The following is a 24,452-nucleotide window of genomic DNA, read 5'->3' as shown; positions in this document are numbered from 1 at the left end:
CCCCGGCTCCGCGATCGGCCGCGCGGGGAGGCCGCGTGTCGTGAGCCACACATCCACCATGCCGAAATCGAAGACAGTACGCGGAATTTCGCATATTTCGATACGGACGCCGTCGTTTCGAGACGGCGGTGCGACCTTTTGACTCACCACCCCGCGACGTTTGAGCTTCTGCCACGACGGACGGCGCCCTCACGACAATGACGATGACCGACATCGTATCAGCCGTCTGATTGGTAATGGCACCGGTATTCGTACCAGCACATACCATGCACCGGTGCGTGCGCCGAAAAGTAACCTCGTCCGGTCCGGAGCCCGCGACAAAACGACGCAGGCAACTGACGCAAGCCACGCGAAGCGCGCCAATCGACGCAGCTTACGACGAACTTCGAATTGGACTTACACCTGGCCAGGACGATGTTTGAGTGACGCGTTCATCGCCTCCGCGAGGAGGTGAATGTTCCGGCGGCTCATCATGCTCCGGTGCGAGCCGGGGACTCGGGTCACGTGAAGGTTGGGCAGCCCGATGCGGGCCCAGTCGGCGATGGGATCGATGCCGTTGGCCGAGTCTTCGGCGCGGTAAAAATGGACGGGGGCGGAGATGCACTTCGGGTGGTAGCTGCCGGCTGCCTCGGCGTTCTCGTGGAGTTGTTGGATGATCGCTTTGACCTCGACCCACGAGAGATCGGCCAGCTCCGGGGGCATGAGCGACCATCGCTTGGCAATGGCCACCAGGCCCTCGAAGTCCGCGTTTCGGGCCAGCGACTCGAGCTCGCTCATTTGCTCGGGCGAATAGTGCTCTTCGCCGACCGAGAGGAGATCGTGCAGCAGGATCGAGAAGTAATCTTGCTCGTCGGGCGCTTGAATCGCCGGGCTCGCGCTCCGATGGACCGAGCGGTACGTATCGAGCAGGCCGACGAACTCCACCTCGTGACCGAGATCGATGAGCTGCGACGCAATTTCATATGCAATCAAACCACCAAACGAGTATCCCGCCAGCCGGTATGGGCCACTGGGGCGCAGCTCGCGAAGGATGCGGATCATCTGCTCGGCCATGTCGTGGATGGCCAGCACCCGGCGGTCGCCCTTGGACACGGGGAGCATCCCGTAAACCGGGACGTCTTCGTCGATGAAGCGCGCCAGGTGGTGCGCGTAGAACAACGAACCTGCCCCCTCGTGCACCACGAACAGCGGCGGCTCTGCGCCGTGGGCGCGGATGGCGATGCTGCCCTCGCTCGGTCCCTGGGGAGCGCGCGCGATGGACTCGGCGAGGCGGGCGATGGTGGGGTGATCGAAGACGTCGGAGGCGGTGATCGAGAGGCCGCCTTGGCGGAGGGAGTTGATGACCCGCAGGATCGAGAGGGAGTGGCCGCCGAGCTCGAAGAAGTCATCGTGGCGGCCAATGCGATCCCGCTGCAGGAGCTCGGACCAGAGCTCCGCCAGGAGCGACTCCAGCTCGCCCTGCGGCGGCTCGTAGCCACGCGCGGTGTAGGCGCCGGAGTCGGGGGCCGGGAGCGCGCGGCAATCCAGCTTGCCATTGGGGGAGAGCGGCATAGTTGCAAGATACATGTATGCGGCCGGCACCATGTACTCGGGCAGCGCCGAGGAGAGATGGGCGCGGAGGTCCTCCACCGCCACGGGCTCCGCGGCCGTGTAATAGGCGACCAAGCGCTTTTCGCCGGGCGCGTCCTCCCGGGCCAAGACGGCTGCCTCCCGCACCTCGGGGTACGACGCGAGCCGCGACTCGATTTCCCCCAGCTCGATGCGGAAACCGCGGATCTTCACCTGATGGTCGTTTCGTCCCAGATATTCGATGTCCCCGTCCGGGAGCCATCGCGCGAGATCGCCGGTCCGGTACATGCGCGCCTCCGGATCGACGGCGAAGGGATCACGAACGAAGCGCTCGGCCGTGAGCTCGGGCCGATGGAGGTATCCGCGCGCCACGGCGACGCCGCCAATGTACAATTCGCCGGCCACCCCCACCGGAGACGGCTCCCCTCGCCCGTTCAGGATGTAGATGCGCGCATTCGCGATGGGGCGCCCGATGGGGATGGTCGACATCTCGGATATCGATCCATCGGAGGGGCACTCCCACGCGGTCACGTCGACGGCGGCCTCCGTGGGCCCGTAAAGATTGTAGAGCCGCGCGTTGGGCAATTGCTCGTAGAAGCGTCTCACGAGCGAGGCGGGCAGCGCTTCACCGCTGCAAATCACCCGGGTCAAGCTGCGGCAGCGCGCGGCCTGGGGTTGCTCGAGGAAGGCGTGGAGCATCGAGGGTACGAAGTGCACGGTGGTGATCCGTTCATGCCGAATCACCTCCGCCAAGTAGGCGCTGTCTTTGTGTCCATCGGCGCGCGCCAGGACCATCCGGGCGCCCGTCAGCAACGGCCAGAAGAACTCCCACACGGAGACATCGAAGCTAAAAGGAGTCTTTTGGAGCACGGCGTCGTGCTCGGCGAGACCGTAGGCGCGCTGCATCCAGACGAGCCGGTTGACCACGGCGCGGTGCTCGTTCATGACGCCTTTGGGCACCCCGGTGGAGCCGGAGGTGTAAATCACGTAGGCGAGGTGCTCGGGCGCTCGTTGGATATCCAGGCGCTCGGGGTTCTCGCTGGAGAAGCCGGCATCGAGGGGCTCCGCCGCGTCCAAACGGAGCACCGCGGGGATACCGGCGGCGATGCCGTCGCGGTCATCGAGCGGCATCCCGGCTGCCGTCAGGAGCACCTTGGGCGCGCTGTCGCGCAGCATGTACGAAAGCCTCTCGGGCGGATACGACGGATCGAGGGGCACATAGGCGCCTCCCGCCTTGAGCACGGCCAAGAGGGCCACCACCATGGCGACGCTGCGCTCCGCGCACACGGCGACCCGGTCGTCGGCCCCCACGCCGAGCGCCCGCAGACGATGCGCGAGGCGGTTGGCGCGCGCGTCGAGCTCGGAATAGCGCAGCGCGGACGAGCCGTGCACCAAGGCGACGCGATCGGGCGTGCGCGCCACTTGCGCTTCGAAGAGCTCGTGAACGCTCGCGTCGCGCGGATAATCCGCCTCGGTGGCGTTCCACGCGTGAAGGAGGCGGTGGCGTTCCGAGGCCGGGAGCACGTCCAAGGTCTCGATGGACGTACCGGGGGAGCGCTCGAGCGCTTCCACCAATCCAGCGACGGCGGTGTGCATCGCTTCGCAAATGGGATTGGGCGCGATGGGCGTTTGCACTTGTACCGTCAGCGTAAATCCTTTTCCCATATCGTCGACGGACAACGTCAATGGGTAATTGGTGCGCTCCTCGGCGTGCACCACCTCGATACCGTTCCAGATGCGCCGCGAAGCCTCCAGCGCCTCCGGGCTGTGCCGGTAATTGAGCAGCGACGAGAACAATGGCGCGGGCGCCGCCACCCCGCTGCAGCGCTGCGCCAGGGCCAACGAGGCGTGCTCGTGGTGCAGCAGATCGGCGAGCAGCTCGTGCACCTTTCGCACCTTGGCCTCGGCGCCCGACGCGTCGATGCCGATGCGCACGGGCAACGTATTGATGAAGAGCCCCATGGCGCGCTCCACGCCGTCTCCGCCCAGCATGCGGCCCAGCAAAACCGTGCCGAACACCACCTCGCGGCGATCCGATACGCGCGCCAGCACCTGCGCCCACGCCAGATGAAAGATGCTGGCCGCGCTCACCCCCAGCCGTTTTGCGCGCGCGCGCAGCCGCTGGGCGAGCTCGGGCGAGAGGGTCCTTTGCGCTTGGGATATCCCGCTGCCGTCGCCGCGCACCTCCAACAAGCCATAAGGCGCCGTGGGCTCTTCGATGTCGCCCAAGAGGCGCTGGAAGAACGCTTCGTGCTCTCCACGGCTCACCGCGAGCCGCGCCTGCGCCACGAATTGGCGGAATGGTACGGGCGGAGGGAGGCGCGCCATGTCGCCCGAGAGGTGCGCCGTCACCTCCTCGTGCATCACGTCGAGCGTGCTGTGGTCCACCACCAGATGGTGCGTCAGGAGCAGAAGCAGCCACCCCTCGCCCGCACCGTCGCGCGCGATGGAGGCGCGCATCAGCGGGGCCCGACGCAAATCGAAGCGTTGCCGCCGGGGGTCGATCCGTTCGTACAGCTGCTTCGCGGCGTCCCCCGCCCCATCGCCCACCGCGGGCTCGAGCGTCACTTCCTCCACCGGCAGCTCCGCCCGGCGCCATACGACCTGCACGGGCTCGGGAACACCTTCCCACTCCACCGCGGTGCGCAGGATATCGTGCCGCGCCATCACTGCTTGGATGGCGCCGAGGTAGCCCTCGAGCCGCGCCCGATCGGCAAATCGGAAGATGCTCGAGACGATATACGGATCGCCTTCGGTCGCCAAAAGATGATGAAAGAGGATCCCCTCCTGAAGCGGCGCCAGGGGGTAAATGTCTTGCACGTTGGGCACACCGCCGGCGACCCGCGCGACCACGTGCGCAATCTCCCGCGCCGTGAGCGCCACCAAGGGCAGCATGTCGGGCGTAATGACGTTGCAATCCTCTGGAATGGTGTTCTCCGGGATCGCGGCCGGCGCGGCGTCGTGCTTCACCGCCGCGGCCAGATCGCACAGCGCGGGCGTGGCGAACACGGTGCGGACGGTCGCCTGCAATCCGCGACGGCGCATCCTCTCCATCAAGGTCACGGCCAGGAGCGAGTGGCCGCCCAGCTCGAAGAAGTTGTCGCGCCGTCCAACCCGTTCGCGCTGCAAGAGCTCCGACCATAGCCCGGCCAGGATCGTCTCCACCTCGCCGCGCGGTGCCTCGTACCCTCGCGCGGTGTACGCGTCATCGTCGGGCGCGGGCAGCGCGAGGCGATCGAGCTTGCCGTGGGCCGTCAGCGGCAACGTTTCCAGGTACACATACGCCGCCGGCACCATGTAATCGGGCAGCACCGACGACAGGTGGGCGCGCAGATTCTCTACCGCCACGGGCTCCGCCGCCGCGTAATAGCCGACGAGTCGCTTCTCGCCCGGCTCGTCTTCGCGCACCAACACCGCGGCTTCGCGCACCCCCGGGCACGAGCCGAGCCGCGCTTCGATTTCCCCGAGCTCGATGCGGAAGCCGCGTATCTTGACTTGGTCATCGTTTCGTCCGAGGTACTCGATGCTTCCATCCGGAAGCCATCGCCCCAGATCGCCGCTTCGGTACAAGCGAGACGAACGAGATGAACCCGAGCCCGGCCCGTGGACGAAGGGATCGCGGACGAATCGTTCGGCGGTGAGCTCGGGACGATGCAGGTATCCCCGCGCCACGCCGGCGCCGCCAATGTACAATTCCCCGGCCACCCCCACGGGCACGGGCCGGCCGTGTCGGTCCAAAATGTAAATGCGCAAATCGGGTATCCGCCGTCCAATTGGGCTCGATCCCGCCCGAGCCACCTCGGCCCGTACCAGCGGACGATACGTCGCGTGCACGGAGGTCTCGGTGATCCCGTACATGTTGACGAGGCGGGGAAGCTCGCCCGGGTTGCGCGCGTGCCAGGGTTCGAGCGCGGCGACGTCGAGCGCTTCCCCGCCGAAAACGATGGTCCGCAAGCGGTGCGCCGTGGGGTGGGCCGCCTGCGCGGCCATAAAGTGACGGAATGCGCTGGGCGTTTGATTGAGAATGGTCACCCCTTCGCGGCACACCAACCGATAAAACTCGTCCGGGGAGCGGGCCACGTCGTGCGGCACCACGACCAAGCGCCCGCCGTGGAGGAGCGCGCCCCAGAGCTCCCAAACGGAAAAGTCGAACGCGATGGAGTGAAAGAGCGTCCAAACGTCATGGGCGCCAAATTCGAACCATGCCGACGTCGCCGAGAACAGTCGGGTGACATTTGCATGCTCGACCATGACCCCCTTGGGCAATCCGGTGGAGCCCGAGGTGTAAATCACGTACGCCAGGTGCTCGGGCGTGAGGTTCATGTCCTCGCGTTTCAGGTCCCTCGAAGAGAGCCCGGACCAAGCCGGATCGGGGGCGTCCAAGTCCAAGACGGGCATGGTGGCCTCACGGGCCAGCGCGCCAAGCGCCATTCCTGTTTGCGTCAGCAGCACCTCGGGCGCGCTGTCGCGCAGCATGTACGCGAGCCGCTCGGCGGGGTACGATGGATCGAGCGGCACGTACGCTGCGCCCGCCTTCAGCACCGCCAAGAGCCCCACGACCATCGCGATGCTCCGCTCCACGCACAACGCCACGCGATCGTCGGGGCGCACGCCGAGATCGCGAAGGTGGTGCGCCAGCCGATTGGCGCGGGCGTTCAGCTCGGCGTACGTCAGCGTTGCCCCTTGGTGCACCAAGGCCACGGCCTCGGGGGTGCGCGCGACCTGCGCTTCGAACAGCTCGTGGATGCACCGGTCGCGTGGAGGCTCGAGGTCGATGGCGTTCCACGCGTGGAGAACGCGGTGGCGCTCCGCTGGGGGCAGCACGTCCAGCGCTTCGATGGCTCTTTGCGGCGCGCGCTCCAGCGCCTCCACCAACACCGAGACAGCGGTGTGCATCGCGTCGCAAATTGGCTCGGGCTCGATGGGTGATTGCACCTGCGCGGTCAGGGCGAAACCTCGACCCATATCGTCCACGGACATGGTCAAGGGGTAATTGGTGCGCTCCTCCGCGTAGACCAGCTCGATCCCGTTCCACGCCGGCCGGCCCGCGTCGAAGGCGTCCGAGCTATGACGGTAATTGAGCAGCGACGAGAAGAGAGGCGCCGGCGCGGCCACCCCGCTGCACCGCTGCGCCAAGGCCAGCGACGCATGCTCATGGTGCAGCAGGTCCGCGAGCAGCTCGTGCACCCGCTGCACGCGGGCTTCCACGCCGGTCGCGTCGATGCGAATGCGCACGGGCAAGGTATTGATGAAGAGCCCCATCGCGCGCTCCACACCATCGCCGCCCCTCATGCGCCCAAGCAAGACCGTGCCGAACACCACGTCGTCGCGACCGGATACGCGCGCCAGCACCTGCGCCCACGCCAAGTGGAAGATGCTCGCCGCGCTCACCCCCAGCCGCCTTGCGCGCTCGCGCAAGCGCGACGCGAGCTCGGGCTCCAGCGTTCTTCGGGCTTGCGAAATGGCATCGCCGTCGCCGCGCACCTCCGACAAGCCAAAGGGAGCCGTGGGCTCGGCGACGTCGCCGAGCAAGCGCTGGAAGAACGCCTCGTGCTCGGCGCGGCCCACGGCGAAGCGCGACTGCGCGACGAATCGACGGAACGGCACGGGCTCCGGGAGCCGCGCGGTCTCGCCCGCGAGGTGCGCGGTCACCTCCTCGTGCATCACCGCCACTGTGCCATGGTCCATGGCCAAATGGTGCGTGAGCAACAAAAGCAACCAAGCCTCGCCGGCGCCCTGGCGCGCGATATAGGTGCGCATCAGCGGCGCCCGGCGCAGCTCGAGCCGCTGCCGTCGGGGATCGACGCGACGATACAGCTCCTTCACCGGATCACCGGCCTCGGGGTCGAGCGCGATTTCCTCCACCGGGAGCGCCACCTTCCGCCATACGACTTGAACGGGCTCCGAAACGCCTTCCCATTCCACCGCCGTGCGCAGGATATCGTGCCGATCCATCACGGCCTGCATTCCCTCGAGATAACGCTCCAGCCGCGCGCGATCGGCGAACCGGAAAACACTCGAGAGCACGTAAGGGTCACTGTCGCTCGCCAGGAGATGGTGAAACAGGATCCCTTCCTGCAATGGCGCCAGCGGATAAATGTCTTGCACGTTCGCCACGCCGCCCGGCACGCGGCCCATCACGTGCTCGATCTCCGCCGCCGTAAGGCGCAAAAGATCGGCACCATGAGCGCTGTCATTGTCGAACGTGGGATTCGACGCCGACGCGCCTTCGCGCCCGATGGCCGCCGCCAGCTCGGACAGCGTGGGCGCAGCGAACAACGTGCGAACGGTAGCCCGCAAGCCGCGCCGGCGCATCCTCTCCATCAAGGTCACGGCCAGGAGCGAGTGACCGCCCAGCTCGAAGAAGTTGTCGTGCCGTCCGACCTGGTCGCGCTGCAAGAGCTCCGACCAAAGCTCCGCCAGGATCGTCTCCACCTCGCCCCGCGGCGCCGAATAACCGCGCGCGACGTAAGCGTCTCGATCGGGCGCCGGCAGGGCGCGGCGATCCCATTTGCCGTGGGGTGTAAGCGGCAATGCCGGCAAATGCACGTAGGCCGCGGGCACCATCGAGTCCGGCAACGCCGAGGCGAGGTGGGCGCGAAGCTTCTCGACCGCCACCGGCGCCGCCGCCGTGTAATAACCGATCAGGCGCTTCTCGCCCGCCTCGTCTTCGCGCACCGCCACCACGGCTTCGCGCACCACGGAGCACGACGCGAGCTGCGCTTCGATCTCGCCCAGCTCGATGCGGACGCCGCGAATCTTCACTTGATCGTCGTTCCGTCCGAGGTATTCGATGTTCCCGCTCGGCAGCCAACGGCCCACGTCGCCCGTGCGGTACATGCGCGCGTCCGGCTCGCCCGCGAAGGGGTCTTCGACGAACCGCTCCGCGGTCAACCCCGGGAGACGCCAATATCCGCGCGCCACACCGGCACCGCCAACATACAATTCGCCGGCCACCCCCACCGGAGCCGGCTCGCCATCCTCGTCCAAAATGTAAACGCGCGTATTGGCGATAGGGCGCCCGATGTGTACGGGGGCCGCCGAGGACTCCACCGGTCCCGAGGTCGCGACCACGGAGGTCTCGGTGGGGCCGTAATTGTTGACGAGCTCGAACGGCAAAGCCCCGTCGGGGCGCGCGCGCAAGCGGTCGCCTCCAACCAGCAAGGTCCGCAGCCCCTTCGGGATCGTTCGTTCGGAGAGCGCCACCTCCGCCAAGGGTGTCGGCAGAAAGCCGATATCGAGCTTTTGGTCCGCCCACCACGCGAGCAAGGCGTGCGGATTGTGCTCCGCCTCCTCGGGCGGCAAGACGAGGGTGGCACCGGAGCCGAGCGCCGACCAGATCTCCCACGCGGCCGCGTCGAACCCGAGCCCGGCCACACACGAGGCGCGGTATCCGGGGGCCACGCCAAACGCTCGGCGGTGCCAATGAACGAGGTTGCATACGCCGCGATGCTCCACCATGACCCCCTTGGGTCGTCCGGTGGAGCCGGACGTGTAGATGATATAGGCCAAGTGCCCGGCCGTGAGCCGCACCTCGCTCTGCGCGGGATCGTGCGAAGGGAGCTCGGACGCCATCGACTCCGCGGCATCCAAGTCGAGCACCCGCAAGCGCGTCTCGTGGGGATAATCATGAAGCGCGGTTCCCGCTTGCGTCAGCAGCACCTTGGGGTTGCTGTCGAGCAGCATGTACACGAGCCGCTCCGAGGGATACGACGGATCGAGCGGCACGTACGCTGCGCCTGCCTTCAGCACCGCCAAGAGCGCCGCCACCATCGCGATGCCTCGCTCCACGCACAGCGCCACGCGATCGTCGGGCCGGACGCCGAGCCGTCTAAGGTAGTGCGCGAGGCGATTGGCGCGCGCGTTCAGCTCGGCGTACGTCGACTCCAGCGGGCCTTGCACCACCGCGAGGGTGTCGGGCGTCTGCGCGGCGTGCCATTCGATGGCGTCATGAATGCGCACGTCGCGCGGATGGTCCGTTTGGGTGGCGTTCAACGCATGGAGTACGTGGTGCCGCTCGGAAGCGGGCAGCACGTCCAGCGCCTCGACGCGGGTTTGCGGCGCGCGCTCGAGCGCGTCGACCAAGGCCGAAACGGCGGTGTGCACCGCCTCGCAAACGCGATCGGGCTCGATGGGCGCCTGCACTTGGACCGTGAGCGCAAACGCTTCACCCCCGTCGTCCACCGACAGGGTGAGGGGGTAATTGGTGCGCTCCTCCACGTGCACAATCTCGATATCGTTCCAAACGCGTCCAGACGTCTCGAGGATCTCGGGACTATGGCGGTAGTTGAGCAACGACGAAAAGAGAGGGGCCGGCGACGCAACTCCGCTGCAACGCTGCGCCAGCGCCAGGGACGCGTGCTCGTGGTGCAGCAAATCGGCGAGCAGGCCGTGCACCTTTTGCACACTGGCGACGACCTCCGTGGCATCGATGCGGATGCGCACGGGCAAGGTGTTGATGAACAGCCCCATCGCGCGCTCCACACCGTCGCCGCCCAGCATGCGCCCGAGCAGGATCGTTCCGAACACCACATCGCCCCGCCCCGTTGCGCGGGCGAGCACCCGGGCCCACGCGAGGTGGAAGATGCTGGCCGCGCTCACACCGAGCCGCCGCGCGCGATCGCGCAGCCGGCGCGCGAGATCGGGATCCAGCGGGCGGTGCGCTTGCGCGATCCCGCGACCGTCGCCGCGCACCTCCACGAGCCCGTAGGGCGCCGTGGGCTCCGTCACCCCGCGCAAGTGGCGATGAAAGAACGCTTCGTGCTCCGCGCGGCTCACCCCCAAGCGCGCCTGCGCCACGAAGTTGCGGAAGGGGACGGGGGGCGAAAGCCGTTGCGTCGCGCCCGCGAGGTGGGCGGTCACCTCCTCGTGCATCACCTCCAAGGTGCTGTGGTCGATGGCCAAGTGATGGGTCAGGAGCAACAACAGCCACCCTTCGCCGCGCGTGTCGCGCGCCACGTACGCGCGCATCAAGGGCGCGCGGCGCACATCGAGCTTCTGCCGCCGAGGGTCGATGCGGCGGCGCAATTGCTCCGCGGCATCTCCGGATTGAGGATCGAGCGCCACCTCCTCCACCGGCAGCATCGCCCGGCGCCACACGACCTGCACGGGCTCGGAGACGCCTTCCCACTCCACGGCCGTCCGCAAGATGTCGTGTCGGTTCATCACCGCCTGCATGGCGTCGAGGTGAGCCTCCAAGCGCGCGCGATGCGGAAAACGGAATAGGGTCGAAATGACGTAGGGATCGCCTTCGGTCGCCAAAAGGTGATGAAAGAGAATGCCCTCTTGCAGCGGGGCCAGCGGGTAAATGTCTTGTACGTTGGAGGCGCCCCCTGCCACCCGTCCGACCACGTGCTCGATCTCGCGCTCCGTCAGCGCCGCCAGTGGAAGCATATCGGGCATAATGGTTTTGCAATCCTCGGGAATGGCGTTGGGCGGTATCGCCAGGGCCGAAACCTCACGCCCGGTCGCGGCCGCCAATCCGGACAAGGTTGGCGCGGCGAATATGGCGCGCACGGGTGCGTGCAGACCGCGCCGCCGCATCCGCTCCATCAAGGTCACGGCTTTGAGCGAGTGGCCGCCCAATTCGAAGAAATTGTCGTGCCGTCCAACCCGGTCACGCTGCAAGAGCTCCGCCCAGAGCTCGGCGAGGATCGACTCCACCTCGCCTCGAGGCGCGGAGTATTCGTGCGCGGTGTACGCGCCTGCGTCGGGCGCGGGCAGGGCGCGCCGATCCAATTTGCCGTGGGCGGTGAGCGGCAGCGCCGGCAGATGCACATAGGCCGCGGGCACCATGTAATCCGGTAACCTCGCCGCCAGGTACGCGCGGACGCTCTCCACGACCGCGGGCTCCGCCGACGTGTAATAGCCGACGAGGCGCTTCTCGCCCGGCTCGTCCTCGCGCGCCACCACGGCCGCTTCGCGCACCCCCGGATACGATTGCAGCCGCGCCTCGATTTCCCCGAGCTCGATGCGAAACCCGCGTATTTTGATTTGGTCGTCGTTTCGTCCCAAGTACTCGATGCTCCCGTCCGGAAGCCATCGCCCGAGATCGCCGCTGCGGTACATGCGCGCTCCCGGCCCGCCGGCGAAGGGATCCTTCACGAACCGCTCGGCGGTCAGCTGGGGGCGATTCAGATATCCGCGCGCGACGCCGGCGCCCCCGATGAACAATTCGCCCGCGACCCCCACCGGAGCGGGCTCCCCGTGCCGATCCAAAATATAGATGCGCAAATCGGGTATCCGTTCGCCAATCGGACTTGCGCCTGCGCGCGCCACGTCCGCGCGCTGCAGCGGGCGGTAGGTCACGTGCACGGTGGTCTCGGTGATTCCGTACATGTTGACGAGGCGAGGTTGCTCGTCATCGTTCCGCGCGTACCAGGGCGCGAGCATCGCAGGCTCGAGGGCCTCCCCGCCGAAGATGACGGTCCGCAAGCGGTGGCGATCGGCGCTGGCGGCTTGCGCGGCCATGACGTGACGAAAGGCGCTGGGGGTCTGATTGAGGATGGTCACGCCCTCGCGGCAGACCAAGCGATAAAACTCGTCGGGGGAACGCGCCGTCTCTGGGGATACGACGATGAGGCGTCCGCCGTGCAAGAGGGCGCCCCAGAGCTCCCAGACCGAAAAATCGAAGGCGATGGAGTGAAAGAGCGTCCAAACGTCGTTGGCGTCGAATTGGAACCACGCGGAGGTGGCCTCGAACAAGCGCACGACCTGGGCGTGTTCGACCATCACGCCTTTGGGCAGACCGGTGGACCCGGAGGTGTAGATCACGTACGCCAGGTGCGCGGGGGTGAGCTCCACCTCGCCGCGCTCGCCGCGCGCGAGGTCATCGGCCGAACGAGCGGACCAGGCCGGCTCCTCCGCGTCGAGGTTCAACACCGCGACGTCGTCGCCGAGGTCCGCAGGCGCCAGTCCAGTTTGCGTGAGGAGCACCTTCGGGGCGCTATCGCGCAGCATGTACGCGAGGCGCTCGGACGGATACGCCGGGTCGAGCGGCACATAGGCGCCCCCCGCTTTGAGCACCGCCAAAAGCGCGATCACCATCGACGCACCGCGCGGGAGGCACAAGGCGACCCGGTCATCGGGTCGTACGCCAAGGTGACGCAGGTGACGGGCGAGGCGATTGGCGTGCGCGTTCAGCTCCGCGTATTTCAATGTCTGCGAGCCGTGAACGAGCGCCACCGCGTCGGGCGTTCGGGCCACCTGGGCCTCGAAGAGCTCGTGGATGCAGGCGCTGGGCGAAGGCTCGGTCGCGACGGCGTTCCACGCGTGCACGATGCGATGGCGCTCCGAGGCGGGTAGCACGTCCAAGGTTCGGATGGCGGTTTCGGGCGCGCGCTCCAAGGCGTCGACCAAACCGGCAAGGGCGGTGAGCAGGGTGTCGCAGAGGCGCTCCGGGTCGATGGGCGCTTGCACTTGCGCCGTTAGCGCAAAGGCTTCCCCGAGGTCGTCCACCGATACGGTCAGGGGGTAATTGGTGCGCTCGTCCACCCGCACCGTTTCGATGACGGTTTGCGGGGAGGAATGATGCGGGGAGGAATGATTCGCCTCGGAAGAATCATGGCGGTAATTGAGCAACGACGAGAAGAGAGGCGCGGGCGCCGGCACCCCGCTGCAGCGCTGCGCCAACGCCAACGAGGCGTGCTCGTGATGCAACAAATCCGCGAGCGAAGCGTGCACCCGGCGCACGCTGTCCGCAACGCCGGTCGCGTCGATGCGGATGCGCACGGGCAGCGTGTTGACGAACAGCCCCATGGCGCGCTCCACCCCGGCGCCGCCCACCATGCGCCCGAGCAGCACGGTGCCGAACACCACATCGTCGCGCCCCGTGACCCGCGCCAAAACCTGCGCCCACGCCACGTGAACGAGGCTCGCCGCGCTCACCCCCAGCCGCCGTGCGCGCTCGCGCAACCGCCGGGCGAGCTCCGGCGCGACGGGCCGATGGCCTTGCACCATGCCGCTGCCGTCGCCGCGCACCTCCAAAAGCCCGAATGGCGCCGTGGGCTCCGTTACGTCGCCCAAGAGCCGCTGAAAGAACGCTTCATGCTCGGCGCGGCGGGTGCCGAGCCGCGCCCGCGCCACGAACGCGCGAAATGGGACCGGCGGCGGCAAACGCGAGAGCTGCCCCGACCCATGGAGCTCCATCTCCGAGACCATGGCTCTGGACGTGGTGTTGTCACCGACGAGGTGATGCATGAGCAAGAGCAGCAACCAGCCATCGCGCCCCGCGCCGCCAATGTCACGCGCCACATGAACGCGCATCAACGGCGCGCGGCGCACGTCGAGTCGCAATCGGCGCGGATCCACGCGCGCATACAGCTGCTCCGCCGCATCCCCGGCCTCGGGATCGAGGGCCACCTCCTCCACCGGCAGCAGCGCCCGGCGCCACACCACTTGCACCGGCTCGGAGACACCTTCCCACTCCACCGCCGTCCGCAAGATATCGTGCCGATCGATCACGTGCTGTATCGCTTCGAGGTGGCTCTCCAGCCGCGCCCGATCGGGCAATCGAAAGATGCTCGAGCTCAAATAAGGATCACCGTGGGTGGCCAAAAGATGATGAAAGAGAATGCCCTCCTGCAACGGCGCCAGCGGATAAATGTCTTGCACGTTCGAGGCGCCACCCGCCACGCGACCCACGATCTGCGCGATCTCGCGGGCCGAGAGGGTCACCAGCGGCAGCATCTCGGGCGCGATGGCGTCGCAGTCCTCGGGGATGGCGTTGGGCGGAATGTCGGCCTGCGGCGCCTCGGCCTGCGGCGCTGCGCGCTCGGTCGCGGCGGCCAGCTCGGACAGGGTGGGCGCGGCGAACAGCGTTCGGACGGTCGCGCGAAGGCCGCGCCGTCGCATCTTCTCCATCAGCGCGACGGCCTTGAGCGAATGGCCGCCGAGCTCGAAGAAATTGTCGTGCCGTCCGACCCGCTCCCGCGATAAGAGCTCGCCCCATAGCTCCGCGAGGATGGACTCCACCTCGCCTCGAGGCGCAGCGTACTGGCGCGCGGTATACGCGCCCGCGCCGGGTGCGGGCAGCGCGCTCCGATCCAGTTTGCCATTGGGCGTGACGGGCAGTGCGGGCATGTGCACGTACGCCGCCGGCACCATGTAATCGGGCAACGCCGACGCGAGATGCGCGCGCAGCCCCACCGTATCGAGCGGCTCCGAACCCGTGTAGTATGCAACGAGCCGCTTCTCGCCCGGCTCGTCTTCGCGGGCCAGAACGACGGCTTCGCGCGCGCCTGGGTACGCGCGCAGCCGCGCCTCGATCTCCCCGAGCTCGATGCGGAAGCCGCGGATCTTCACCTGATCGTCGTTTCGCCCCAAGTACGCGATGGTTCCATCCTCGAGCCACCGGCCGAGATCGCCCGTCCGGTACATGCGCGACCCCGGCTCGCGCGCAAAGGGATCCTCCACGAACCGCTCGGCCGTCAGCTCGGGCCGATGCAGGTACCCCCGCGCCACGGGGATGCCGCCGATGTAGAGCTCCCCGGGTACGCCCGTCGGAACCGGCTGCCGGCGCTCATCCAAGATGTAGATACGCGCATTCGAAATCGGGCGGCCAATGGGGATATCCGAGACCGTCGCGCCGGCCGTGCATTCCCACGCGGTGACGTCGACCGCCGCTTCGGTCGGACCGTAGAGATTGTACAACCGCGCCGCGGGCAGCTGGGCGAAGAAGCGTTCGACGAGGGACGCCGGCAGCGCTTCGCCGCTGCAGATCACGCGCGTCAAGGCGCGGCACTGCGCGGCATCGGGCTGCTCCAAGAAGGCGTGAAGCATGGATGGCACGAAGTGCACGGTGGTGATCGCCTCGTGCCGGAGGATCTCGGCCAGGTACGCGCCGTCCTTGTGGCCTTCGGGGCGCGCCAGGACCAACTTGGCCCCCGCCAGCAACGGCCAGAAGAACTCCCACACGGACACGTCGAAGCTGAAAGGCGTCTTTTGCAAAACGGCGTCGCGTTCGCATAGTTGGTATTCGCGCTGCATCCAGAGGAGTCGATTGACCACCGCGCGGTGCTCGTTCATCACGCCCTTGGGCACCCCGGTGGAGCCGGAGGTGTGAATCACATAGGCGAGGGCCTCCGAGGTGAGCCCGATGGCGTCGCGCTCCAGGTTGTCCGGGGGAAGCGCGGACCACGCGGGCTCCGGCGTGTCCAAGTCCAACACGGCAACGCCACCCGCAATCGCACGGGCCAACGCGAGCGCCGTCCCGGACTGCGTCAGGATCACGTTGGGGGCCGCGTCGCGCACCATCGACGCGAGGCGCTCGCGTGGGTACGACGGGTCCAGCGGTACATAGGCGCCTCCTGCCTTGAGCACCGCGAAGAGCCCCACCACCATGGCGACGCTCCGATCCAGGCACAAAGCGACGCGATCGTCGGGACCAACGCCGAGCCCTCGAAGATGATGCGCCAGCCGATTGGCGCGCGCGTTCAGCTCTGCGTAATGCAGCACGGTCGGGCCCTGCACCAGCGCCACGGCGTCCGGCGTTCGCGCCACCTGGGCTTCGAACAATTCGTGCACGCACGCGTCGCGCGGAAAGTCGATTTCCGTGGCGTTCCACTCCTGCAAAACGCGATGGCGCTCCGTGGCCGGCAGCACGTCCAACGCCGCGATGGCCGTTTGCGGGGATCGCTCGAGCGCCTCCACCAGCCGTGTGATGGCGGTCTGCATCGAGCTGCAAACCTGCTCGGGCGAGGCGGGCGCCTGCACCTGCGCCGTCATGGAAAAACCTCGGACCAGGTCGTCCACGGATAGGGTTAGTGGATAGTGCGTGCGCTCTTCGGCGTGCACCAGCTCGATGCCGTTCCAAAACGAACGACCTTTCACCGATGCGTCATCCGGGCTGTGTCGATAATTGAGCAATGACGCGAAGAGAGGCGCCGGCGCGGCCACCCCGCTGCAGCGTTGCGCCAACGCCAGCGATGCGTGCTCGTGATGCAGCAGATCCGCCAAGAGGCCGTGCGCTCGGCGCACGCTCGATTCGGCATCGGTGTCGTCGATGCGAATGCGCACCGGCAAGGTGTTGATGAACAAGCCCATCGCGCGCTCGACACCGGACCCGCCCAACATGCGCCCGAGCAAGACGGTGCCGAACACCACGTCATTCCGTCCCGAGACGCGCGCCAGCACCTGCGCCCACGCGAGGTGAAAAATGCTCGCCGCGCTCACGCCCAAGCGGCGCGCCGCCCCGCGAAGCCGCTCGGCCAGATCCGAATCCAGCTCGCGGCGCGCTTGGGAAATGCCGGCACCGTCGGCGCGCAGCTCCAATGCGCCAAAGGGCGCGGTGGGGGCATCGACGTCGCCCAAAAGACGTCGGAAGAACGCTTCGTGCTCCGCGCGGCCCACACCGAGACGCGCCTGCGCCACGAAGTTGCGAAAGGGGACCGGGGGCGGTAGGCGGTGCGTCTCCCCGGTGAGGTGCGCCAGCACCTCGTCGTGCATCGCGTCCAAGGTGCTGTGATCCAGCACCAGGTGGTGCGTGAGCAGGAGCAGGAGCCAGCCGTCGCCGGACGTATCGCGCGCCACGTAGGCGCGCATCAGCGGGGCCTCGTGCAAATCGAGTCGCCGGTGGCGCGGATCGATGTGCGCGTACAATTGCTCCGCGGCGTCTGCGCCTTCGCGATCGGCGCGTTCGGCGCAATCTTCGTGAGCGGCGCGATCGGCGCGGGCCTCGCGGGAGAGCGTCAGCTCGTGGACCGGCAGCGTCGCGCGGCGCCAGACGACTTGCACGGGCTCGGATACGCCTTCCCACGCCAACGCCGTACGCAAGATGTCGTGCCGATCCATCACGGCCTGAAGAGCCGCCAGATAACGCTCCAAGCGCGCCCGATCGGCAAATCGAAAGATGGTCGAAATCAGATAGGGATCGCCTTCCGTCGCCAAAAGGTGATGAAAGAGAATCCCCTCTTGCAAAGGCGCGAGCGGATAAATGTCTTGCACGTTCGCGGCCCCGCCGGGCACGCGCGCGACGATCGTCTCGATCTCGGCTTCCGTGAGCGCCACCAGCGGAAGCATCGCGGGCGTAATGGCCGTGCCATCGTTGGGGATGGCATTGGGCGGCACCGCATGCAACGGCGCCTCGCGAACCACGGCGGCCGCCAAGTCGGACAAGGTTGGCGTGGCGAACAAGGTGCGAACGTGCGCGTGCAGGCTGCGCCGGCGCATCTTCTCCATCAAGGTGACGGCCATCAACGAATGGCCGCCCAATTCGAAGAAGTTGTCGTGCCGCCCGACCCGCTCACGTTGCAACAGCTCCGCCCAGAGCTCGGCGAGGGTCGATTCCACCTCCCCTTGCGGTGGAACATAGCCTCGCGCCATGTAGTCGTCCGCATCGGGCGCCGGCAGGCCGCGTCGGTCCAATTTGCCATTGGCGGTGAGCGGCAAGACGAACATATGCACGTACGCGGCTGGGACCATGTAATCCGGCAACGCCGACGAAAGATGCGCGCGCAGCTCGCCGACGGGCAGCGCCTCCGCCGCCGTGTAATACCCGACCAGGCGCTTTTCCCCCGGCGCGTCTTCGCGCACCACCACCACGGCTTCGCGCACCCCGGGATACGCGGCGAGCCGCGATTCGATCTCGCCGAGCTCGACGCGGAACCCGCGAATCTTCACCTGATGATCATTCCGCCCCCAATATTCGATGTTGCCGTCGGGGAGCCACCGGCCGAGATCGCCGGTTCGATACATCCGCGCCCCTGGCTCGCCGGCGAACGGATCCTTTTGGAATCGTTCGGTCGTCAATTCGGGCCTGTGCAGATACCCGCGCGCCACCCCCGCGCCGCCGATGTACAGCTCTCCCACCGCCCCCACCGGCGCCGGCTGGCCGTCCTCGTTCAGGATATAAACACGCGTATCCCATATCGGACGACCAATGGGTGGATGGGCCGCGTCGGTCTCACGGCACGTATACCACGTTGCCCAAACCGTCGTTTCGGTTGGACCATAGCCGTTGACGATGCGCACGTCCCCGGCGCCGTTTCGGGCGTACCAGGCTTCGAGCGTGGCAGCATCGAGCGCTTCGCCGCCGAGGATGATGGTGTGCAATCGGTGCGGAGTCGCGCTCGATGCGCTCGTCGGGAGACCTCCTCCCGCTGCGCTCGCGGCCTGCGCGGCCACGAAATGCCGAAATGCACCCGGCGTCTGATTGAGGACGGTCACGCCTTCGTGGCACACCAGGCGGTAAAAGTCGTTGGCCGAGCGCGCGATCGCGGCGGGCACCACGACGAGGCGTCCGCCGTGAAGAAGGGCGCCCCAGAGCTCCCAGACCGAAAAGTCGAACGAGATGGAGTGAAAAAGCGCCCAAACGTCTTTGCCATCGAATCGGAACCACTCCGAGTTTACGGCGAACAAGCGGGTGACGTTGGCGTGCTCCGTCATGACGCCTTTGGGCAGTCCGGTGGAGCCGGAGGTGTATATGACATACGCCAAATGCCGCGACGTAAGCCCTACATCACGCGGGTCGGGGTTGCTCGCAGGGAACCCGGACCAGACCGGCTCCGGCGCGTCGAGATCCAGCACGGGCACGGTCGCGTCGCCCATGTCGTCCATCCCTTCGCCCCGCCCGATTCCCGATTGCGTCAGGAGCACCTTGGGCGCGCAATCGCGCAACATGTACGCGCGCCGCTCGGGCGGATACGAGGGATCCAGCGGCACGTACGCACCGCCTGCCTTGAGCACGGCCAGGAGGCCCACCACCATGGAGAGCCCCCGCTCGACGCACAATGCCACGCGATCGTCGGGGCGAACGCCGAGCACGCGAAGATGATGCGCCAGGCGATTTGCGCGCGCGTTCAGCTCCGCGTAGCGCACCTCCGTCGTGCTCTCCGTGCCGTGCACCAACGTCAACGCTACGGCGTCCGGCGTTCGCGCGGCTTGCGCCTCGAACCACTCGTGGATGCAACGCTCGCGTACATACGCCGTCTCCGCGGTTTCCGTGGCATTCCACTCGCGGAGCACGCGACGGCGCTCGCTGGCCGGGAGCACGTCCAACGTCTCGATCGCCTGGTGCGGCGCGCGCTCGAGCGCTTCCACCAAGCCGGATACTGCGGTGTGCATCGCATGCCCGACGCGTTCCGGTTCGATGGGCGCGCGCACCTGCACGGTGAGCACGAAGTCGTCGCCGCGATCGTCCACCGACAAGGTCAATGGATAATTGGTGCGCTCCTCCGCGTGCACGAGCGCAATGCCGCCCCATCCAAGCGGCGATCCGCCCGTACTTTGCGGCGCGGCGTTGGGGAGCTCGAGGCCATGACGGTAATTGAGCAGCGATGTCACGAGCGGCGCCGGCGGCGCCACCCCGCTGCAACGCTGGGCCAGCGCCAGCGGCGCGTGCTCGTGGTGCAGCAAATCCGCGAGCAACGCGTGCGCCCGCTGCACACTGGCGTGGGCGCCCGTTGCATCGATGCGGATGCGCACCGGGAGCGTGTTGATGAACAATCCCATCGCGCGCTCCACCCCCGCGTGCCCGGCCGAGCGCCCGAGCAGCACGGTGCCGAACACCACATCACCGCGTCCCGTGGCGCGCGCCAACACCAGCGCCCACGCGACGTGAAAGATGCTGGCCGCGCTCACCCCGAGGTGCCGGGCGCGCGCGCGAAGGCGTCGGGCGAGCTCTGGCTCCAAGGTCCGAGACGCTTGGGTGATTCCGCTTCCATCCCCGCGCACATCGGACAATCCGTAAGGCGCCGTTGGCTCCGTGGTGTCCGCGAGCAACCGCCGGAAGAACGCTTCATGCTCGGCGCGCGCCACGCCTTGCCGGGCGCGCGCCACGAAATCGCGAAATGGAACCGGCGCGTGCCATCGAGCCGTCTCCCCGGCGAGGTGCGCGCCCATCTCCGAGAGCATCAATTTGGACGACGCATTGTCCCCCACTAGATGATGCGTGAGCAGGAGCAAGAGCCACCCCTCGCGATCCGGCGCGCGCGCGACGTACGCGCGCATCAGCGGCGCCCTTCGGAGGTTCAACCGCTGCCGCCGGGGATCGATCGTTCGATAAAGCTGCTCGGCCGCATCTCCTGGGCCACGCTCGAGCACCACCTCCTCGATCGGCAGTGCGGCCTGGCGCCAAACCACTTGCACGGGCTCGGGGACGCCCTCCCACTCCACCGAGGTGCGCAAGATATCGTGACGGTTCATGACCGCCTGCAGCGCCGCCAAATAGCTCTCGAGGCGCGGTCGATCCGCAAATCGGTAGATGCTCGAGCTCAGATACGGATCGCCGTCCGTGGCCAAAAGGTGATGAAAGAGAATGCCCTCTTGCAAAGGCGCCAAGGGGTAAATGTCCTGCACGTTCGATGCGCCCCCGGCGATACCGTGCACCACGTGCTCGATCTCCGCGGCGGTGAGCGACACCAAGGGCAGCATCTCCGGCACGATGGCGCGGCAATCCTCCGGAATGGCATTGGGCGGTACGGGCGCCGGCGAAACACCTCGCTCCACGGCCGCGGCCAGCCCCGACAAGGTCGGCGCCGCGAACAATGTGCGAACCGTAGCCGAAAGCCCGCGATGGCGCATGCGCTCGATCAAGGTCACGGCCAGGAGGGAATGACCGCCGAGCTCGAAGAAGTTGTCGTAGCGGCCGATGCTTTCGCGTTTGATGTGTTCTGCCTCTTTTTCGTATTTTGCGCGCGTATCGCGCGCGCCGCGCGCAAACAACTCCGACCAGAGCTCCGCCAGGATGGCCTCGACCTCGCCCTCGGGCGCTGCGTATCCTCGCGCCGCGTACGCTCCTGCGTGGGGCACGGGCAGCGCGCGGCGATTCAATTTACCGTGGGCGGTCAGCGGAAAGGACGGCATATGCATATACGCCGCGGGCACCATGTAGTCCGGCAGGGTCGACGACATATGCGCGCGCAGCGCCGTAAGGTCGACCGGCTCGGACCCCGTGTAATATGCAACGAGGCGCCTTTCGCCCGGCTCGTCCTCGCGCACCAACACGACCGCCTCATGCACCCCCGCGTGGGCGGCGAGCCGTGATTCGATTTCCCCCAGCTCGATGCGGAAGCCGCGGAGCTTGACCTGCTCGTCGTTCCGCCCCACGTATTCGATGTTTCCGTCGGGCAGCCATCGTCCGAGATCGCCGGTTCGGTACATGCGCGCTCCCGGCTCGGACGCAAAGGGATCCGGGACGAACCGCTCCGCCGTCAGCTCGGGCCGATGCAGATAGCCTCGCGCCACCCCGACGCCGCCGATGTACAGCTCCCCCGTCACCCCCACGGGAACGGGCTCGCCGTTCCCATCGAGGATGTAGATCCGCGTGTTCGCGATGGGGCGACCGATGTGCACCACCGGGGCGTGCGCCTCCATACGGCCGGAGGTGGCCACCACGGAGGTCTCCGTCGGTCCGTAGTTGTTGATCAGCGCGAATGGCCATGCGCGATCGAGCGGCGCGCGCAGGCGATCGCCCCCCACGAGCAAGGTGCGCAGTCCTCGGGCGGTCTTTTGCTCGGAGAGCGCGACCTCGGCCAGGGGCGTCGGCATGAAGCTCGTATCGAGCTCTTGCTCCGCCCACCATGCGAGCAGCGCGGAGGGATCGCGCGCGGCGTCCTCGGATGGCGCGTCCGGCAGATCCGGCAAGAGCAATGTCGCGCCCGAACCCAGCGCGGACCAAATCTCCCACGCGGCCGCGTCGAATCCCAACCCGGCCACGCAGGAAGTACGCGCGCCCGGGGCGATATCGAAGGCGTGGCGATGCCAATGAGCCAGATTGCACACGCCACGGTGCTCCACCATGACGCCTTTGGGCAGCCCGGTGGAACCGGAGGTGTAAATCACGTACGCCAGATGCTCGGGGGTGAGCCCCAGGTGCCGCCGCTCGGGATTCTCCGCGGAGAGCGCCGCCCACTCCGGGTCCTCGAGGTCGAGCTCCAACACCGGGACGTCGCCCGCGATGCCGTCGTGCACCCTTCCCGTCGAGGTCAGCAACGCCTTTGGCGCGCTGTCGCGAAGCATGTACGCGAGCCGCTCGGACGGGTACGAGGGATCGAGCGGCACATAGGCGCCGCCCGCCTTGAGCACCGCCAAGAGCCCCACGATCCACGCCACGCTTCGCTCCATGCACAGCGCGACCCGGTCCTCGGGACCAATGCCGAGCGCGCGAAGACGATGCGCCAGCCGGTTGGCCTGCGCATTCAGCTCCGCGTAGCGCAGCGAGCGCGCGCCGTGCACCAAGGCTACCGCGTCGGGGGCGCGCTGGACGTGCGCCTCGAACAGATCGTGCACGCACGCGTCGCGCGGATACTCCGTTTCGGTGGCGTTCCATTCCTGGAGCACGCGGCGGCGTTCGGAGGCGGGCAATACGTCGAGGCGCTGAATGGCCTCGCCGGGGGAGCGCTCCAGCGCCTTCACCAAGGCCGCGAGGGCGGTCTGCATCGAACCGCATATCGGCTCGGGCTCGATCGGTGTCTGCACCTGCGCGGTCAGGCCGAAGCCTTCACCCAGATCGTCGACCATCATGATCAATGGGTAATTGGTGCGCTCTTCTCCGTGCACCGCCTCGATTCCCTCCCAGTGGCGCGGTGCCTCCGCCAAATCGCCTTCGCGGTTGCGGCGGTAATTGAGTAACGAGGAAAAGAGCGGCGCGGGCGCGGCCACCCCGCTGCAGCGCTGCGCCAAGGCCAACGATGCGTACTCGTGATGCAACAAATCCGATAGCAGCTCGTGGGTCCGGCGGACGCTCGACTCCACGCTCGACGCGTCGATGCGGAGGCGCACGGGCAACGTTTTGACGAACACCCCCAGCGCGCGCTGCGCGCCGTCGCCCGCGTTGCGGCGGCCGTGCAGGATCGTGCCGAACACCACATCACCGCGCCCCGATACGCGCGCTACGACCTGGGCCCACGCCAGATGAAACAGGCTGGCCGTGCGCACGCCCAAACGGCGCGCCGCCGCCCGGAGCCGGCTCGCCAGCGATGCGTCGAGCGCCGCGCGGCCCTGCCGGATGCCGCTGCCGTCGCCGTGCACTTCCAGCAGGCCAAACGGCGCCGTGGGCTCCTGTACGTCCCCGAGCATGCGCCGAAAGAACGATTCGTGCTCCGCGCGGCTCACGCCGCGTCGGGCCTGCATGACGAAGTGACGAAAGGGTATGGGCGGCGGCAGCCGATCGGCGAGGCCTGCCATGTGGGCCTCGATCTCCGAGGACAGGAGCGTCAGCGTGACATTGTCGACGATGAGATGGTGGGTGAGCAGCAGCAAGAGCCACCCCTCGCCCGCCCGGGCGCGCGCGACATAGGCGCGCATCAGGGGCGCATGGCCGAGGTTTAGCCGCTTGTTGCGCGGGTCGACCCGGCGATACAGCTGCTTGGCGCCATTGTCTTCGTCGCTGTCGCGATCGTGGGGGACGAAATCGAGCGTCACTTCTTCGATGGGCAGCACGGCGCGCCGCCACACGACTTGCACGGGCTCGGGAACACCTTCCCACACCACCCCCGTTCGCAGGATATCGTGCCGATCGATCACGGCCTGCAGGGCCCGCAAATACCGATCGAGGCGCGAGCGATGATCGAAGCGAAGGATGGTCGAACGCAAATACGGATCGCCCGAGGTCGCCACGATATGGTGAAAGAGCGCTCCTTCCTGGGCGGGCGCCAGGGGATAGACGTCTTGCACATTGGAGGCGCCGCCGGCGACGTGGCCCACCACGTGCTCCATCGAACCCAGCTCGTGCCCGGCATGGGCGAGTTCGCGATCGACGCTGACGTTGCTCATGGGATCATGCCTCCACATCTCCTGACTCGCATTGCGGTTCCGCCCCGAACAGGCCCACACATCCAACTACGAGCTACCGATGGACAACGTGCTTCACGCGCACCATTGCGCGGCGCGCTTAAGCATCACGCGTGCCGCCAATTGCACCCGACGACGACGCAAAATCTGCGGAA

General features: G+C 67.4%; 1 protein-coding gene. It reads right to left on the bottom strand.

The window, feature by feature from the left end:
- Positions 1-396 precede the first annotated feature (396 nt).
- The gene (locus tag LZC94_43910; GenBank protein ID WXB14753.1) at positions 397-24,279 is read right to left on the bottom strand and encodes a non-ribosomal peptide synthase/polyketide synthase; all 23,883 of its coding nucleotides are present in this window, start codon (positions 24,277-24,279) and stop codon (positions 397-399) included.
- Positions 24,280-24,452: the final 173 nt, after the last annotated feature.

The sequence above is a fragment of the Sorangiineae bacterium MSr11954 genome, assembly GCA_037157815.1.
Classification (GTDB): Bacteria; Myxococcota_A; Polyangia; order Polyangiales; family Polyangiaceae; genus Pendulispora; species Pendulispora albinea.
This window is presented reverse-complemented; position numbering and strand designations above follow the sequence as displayed.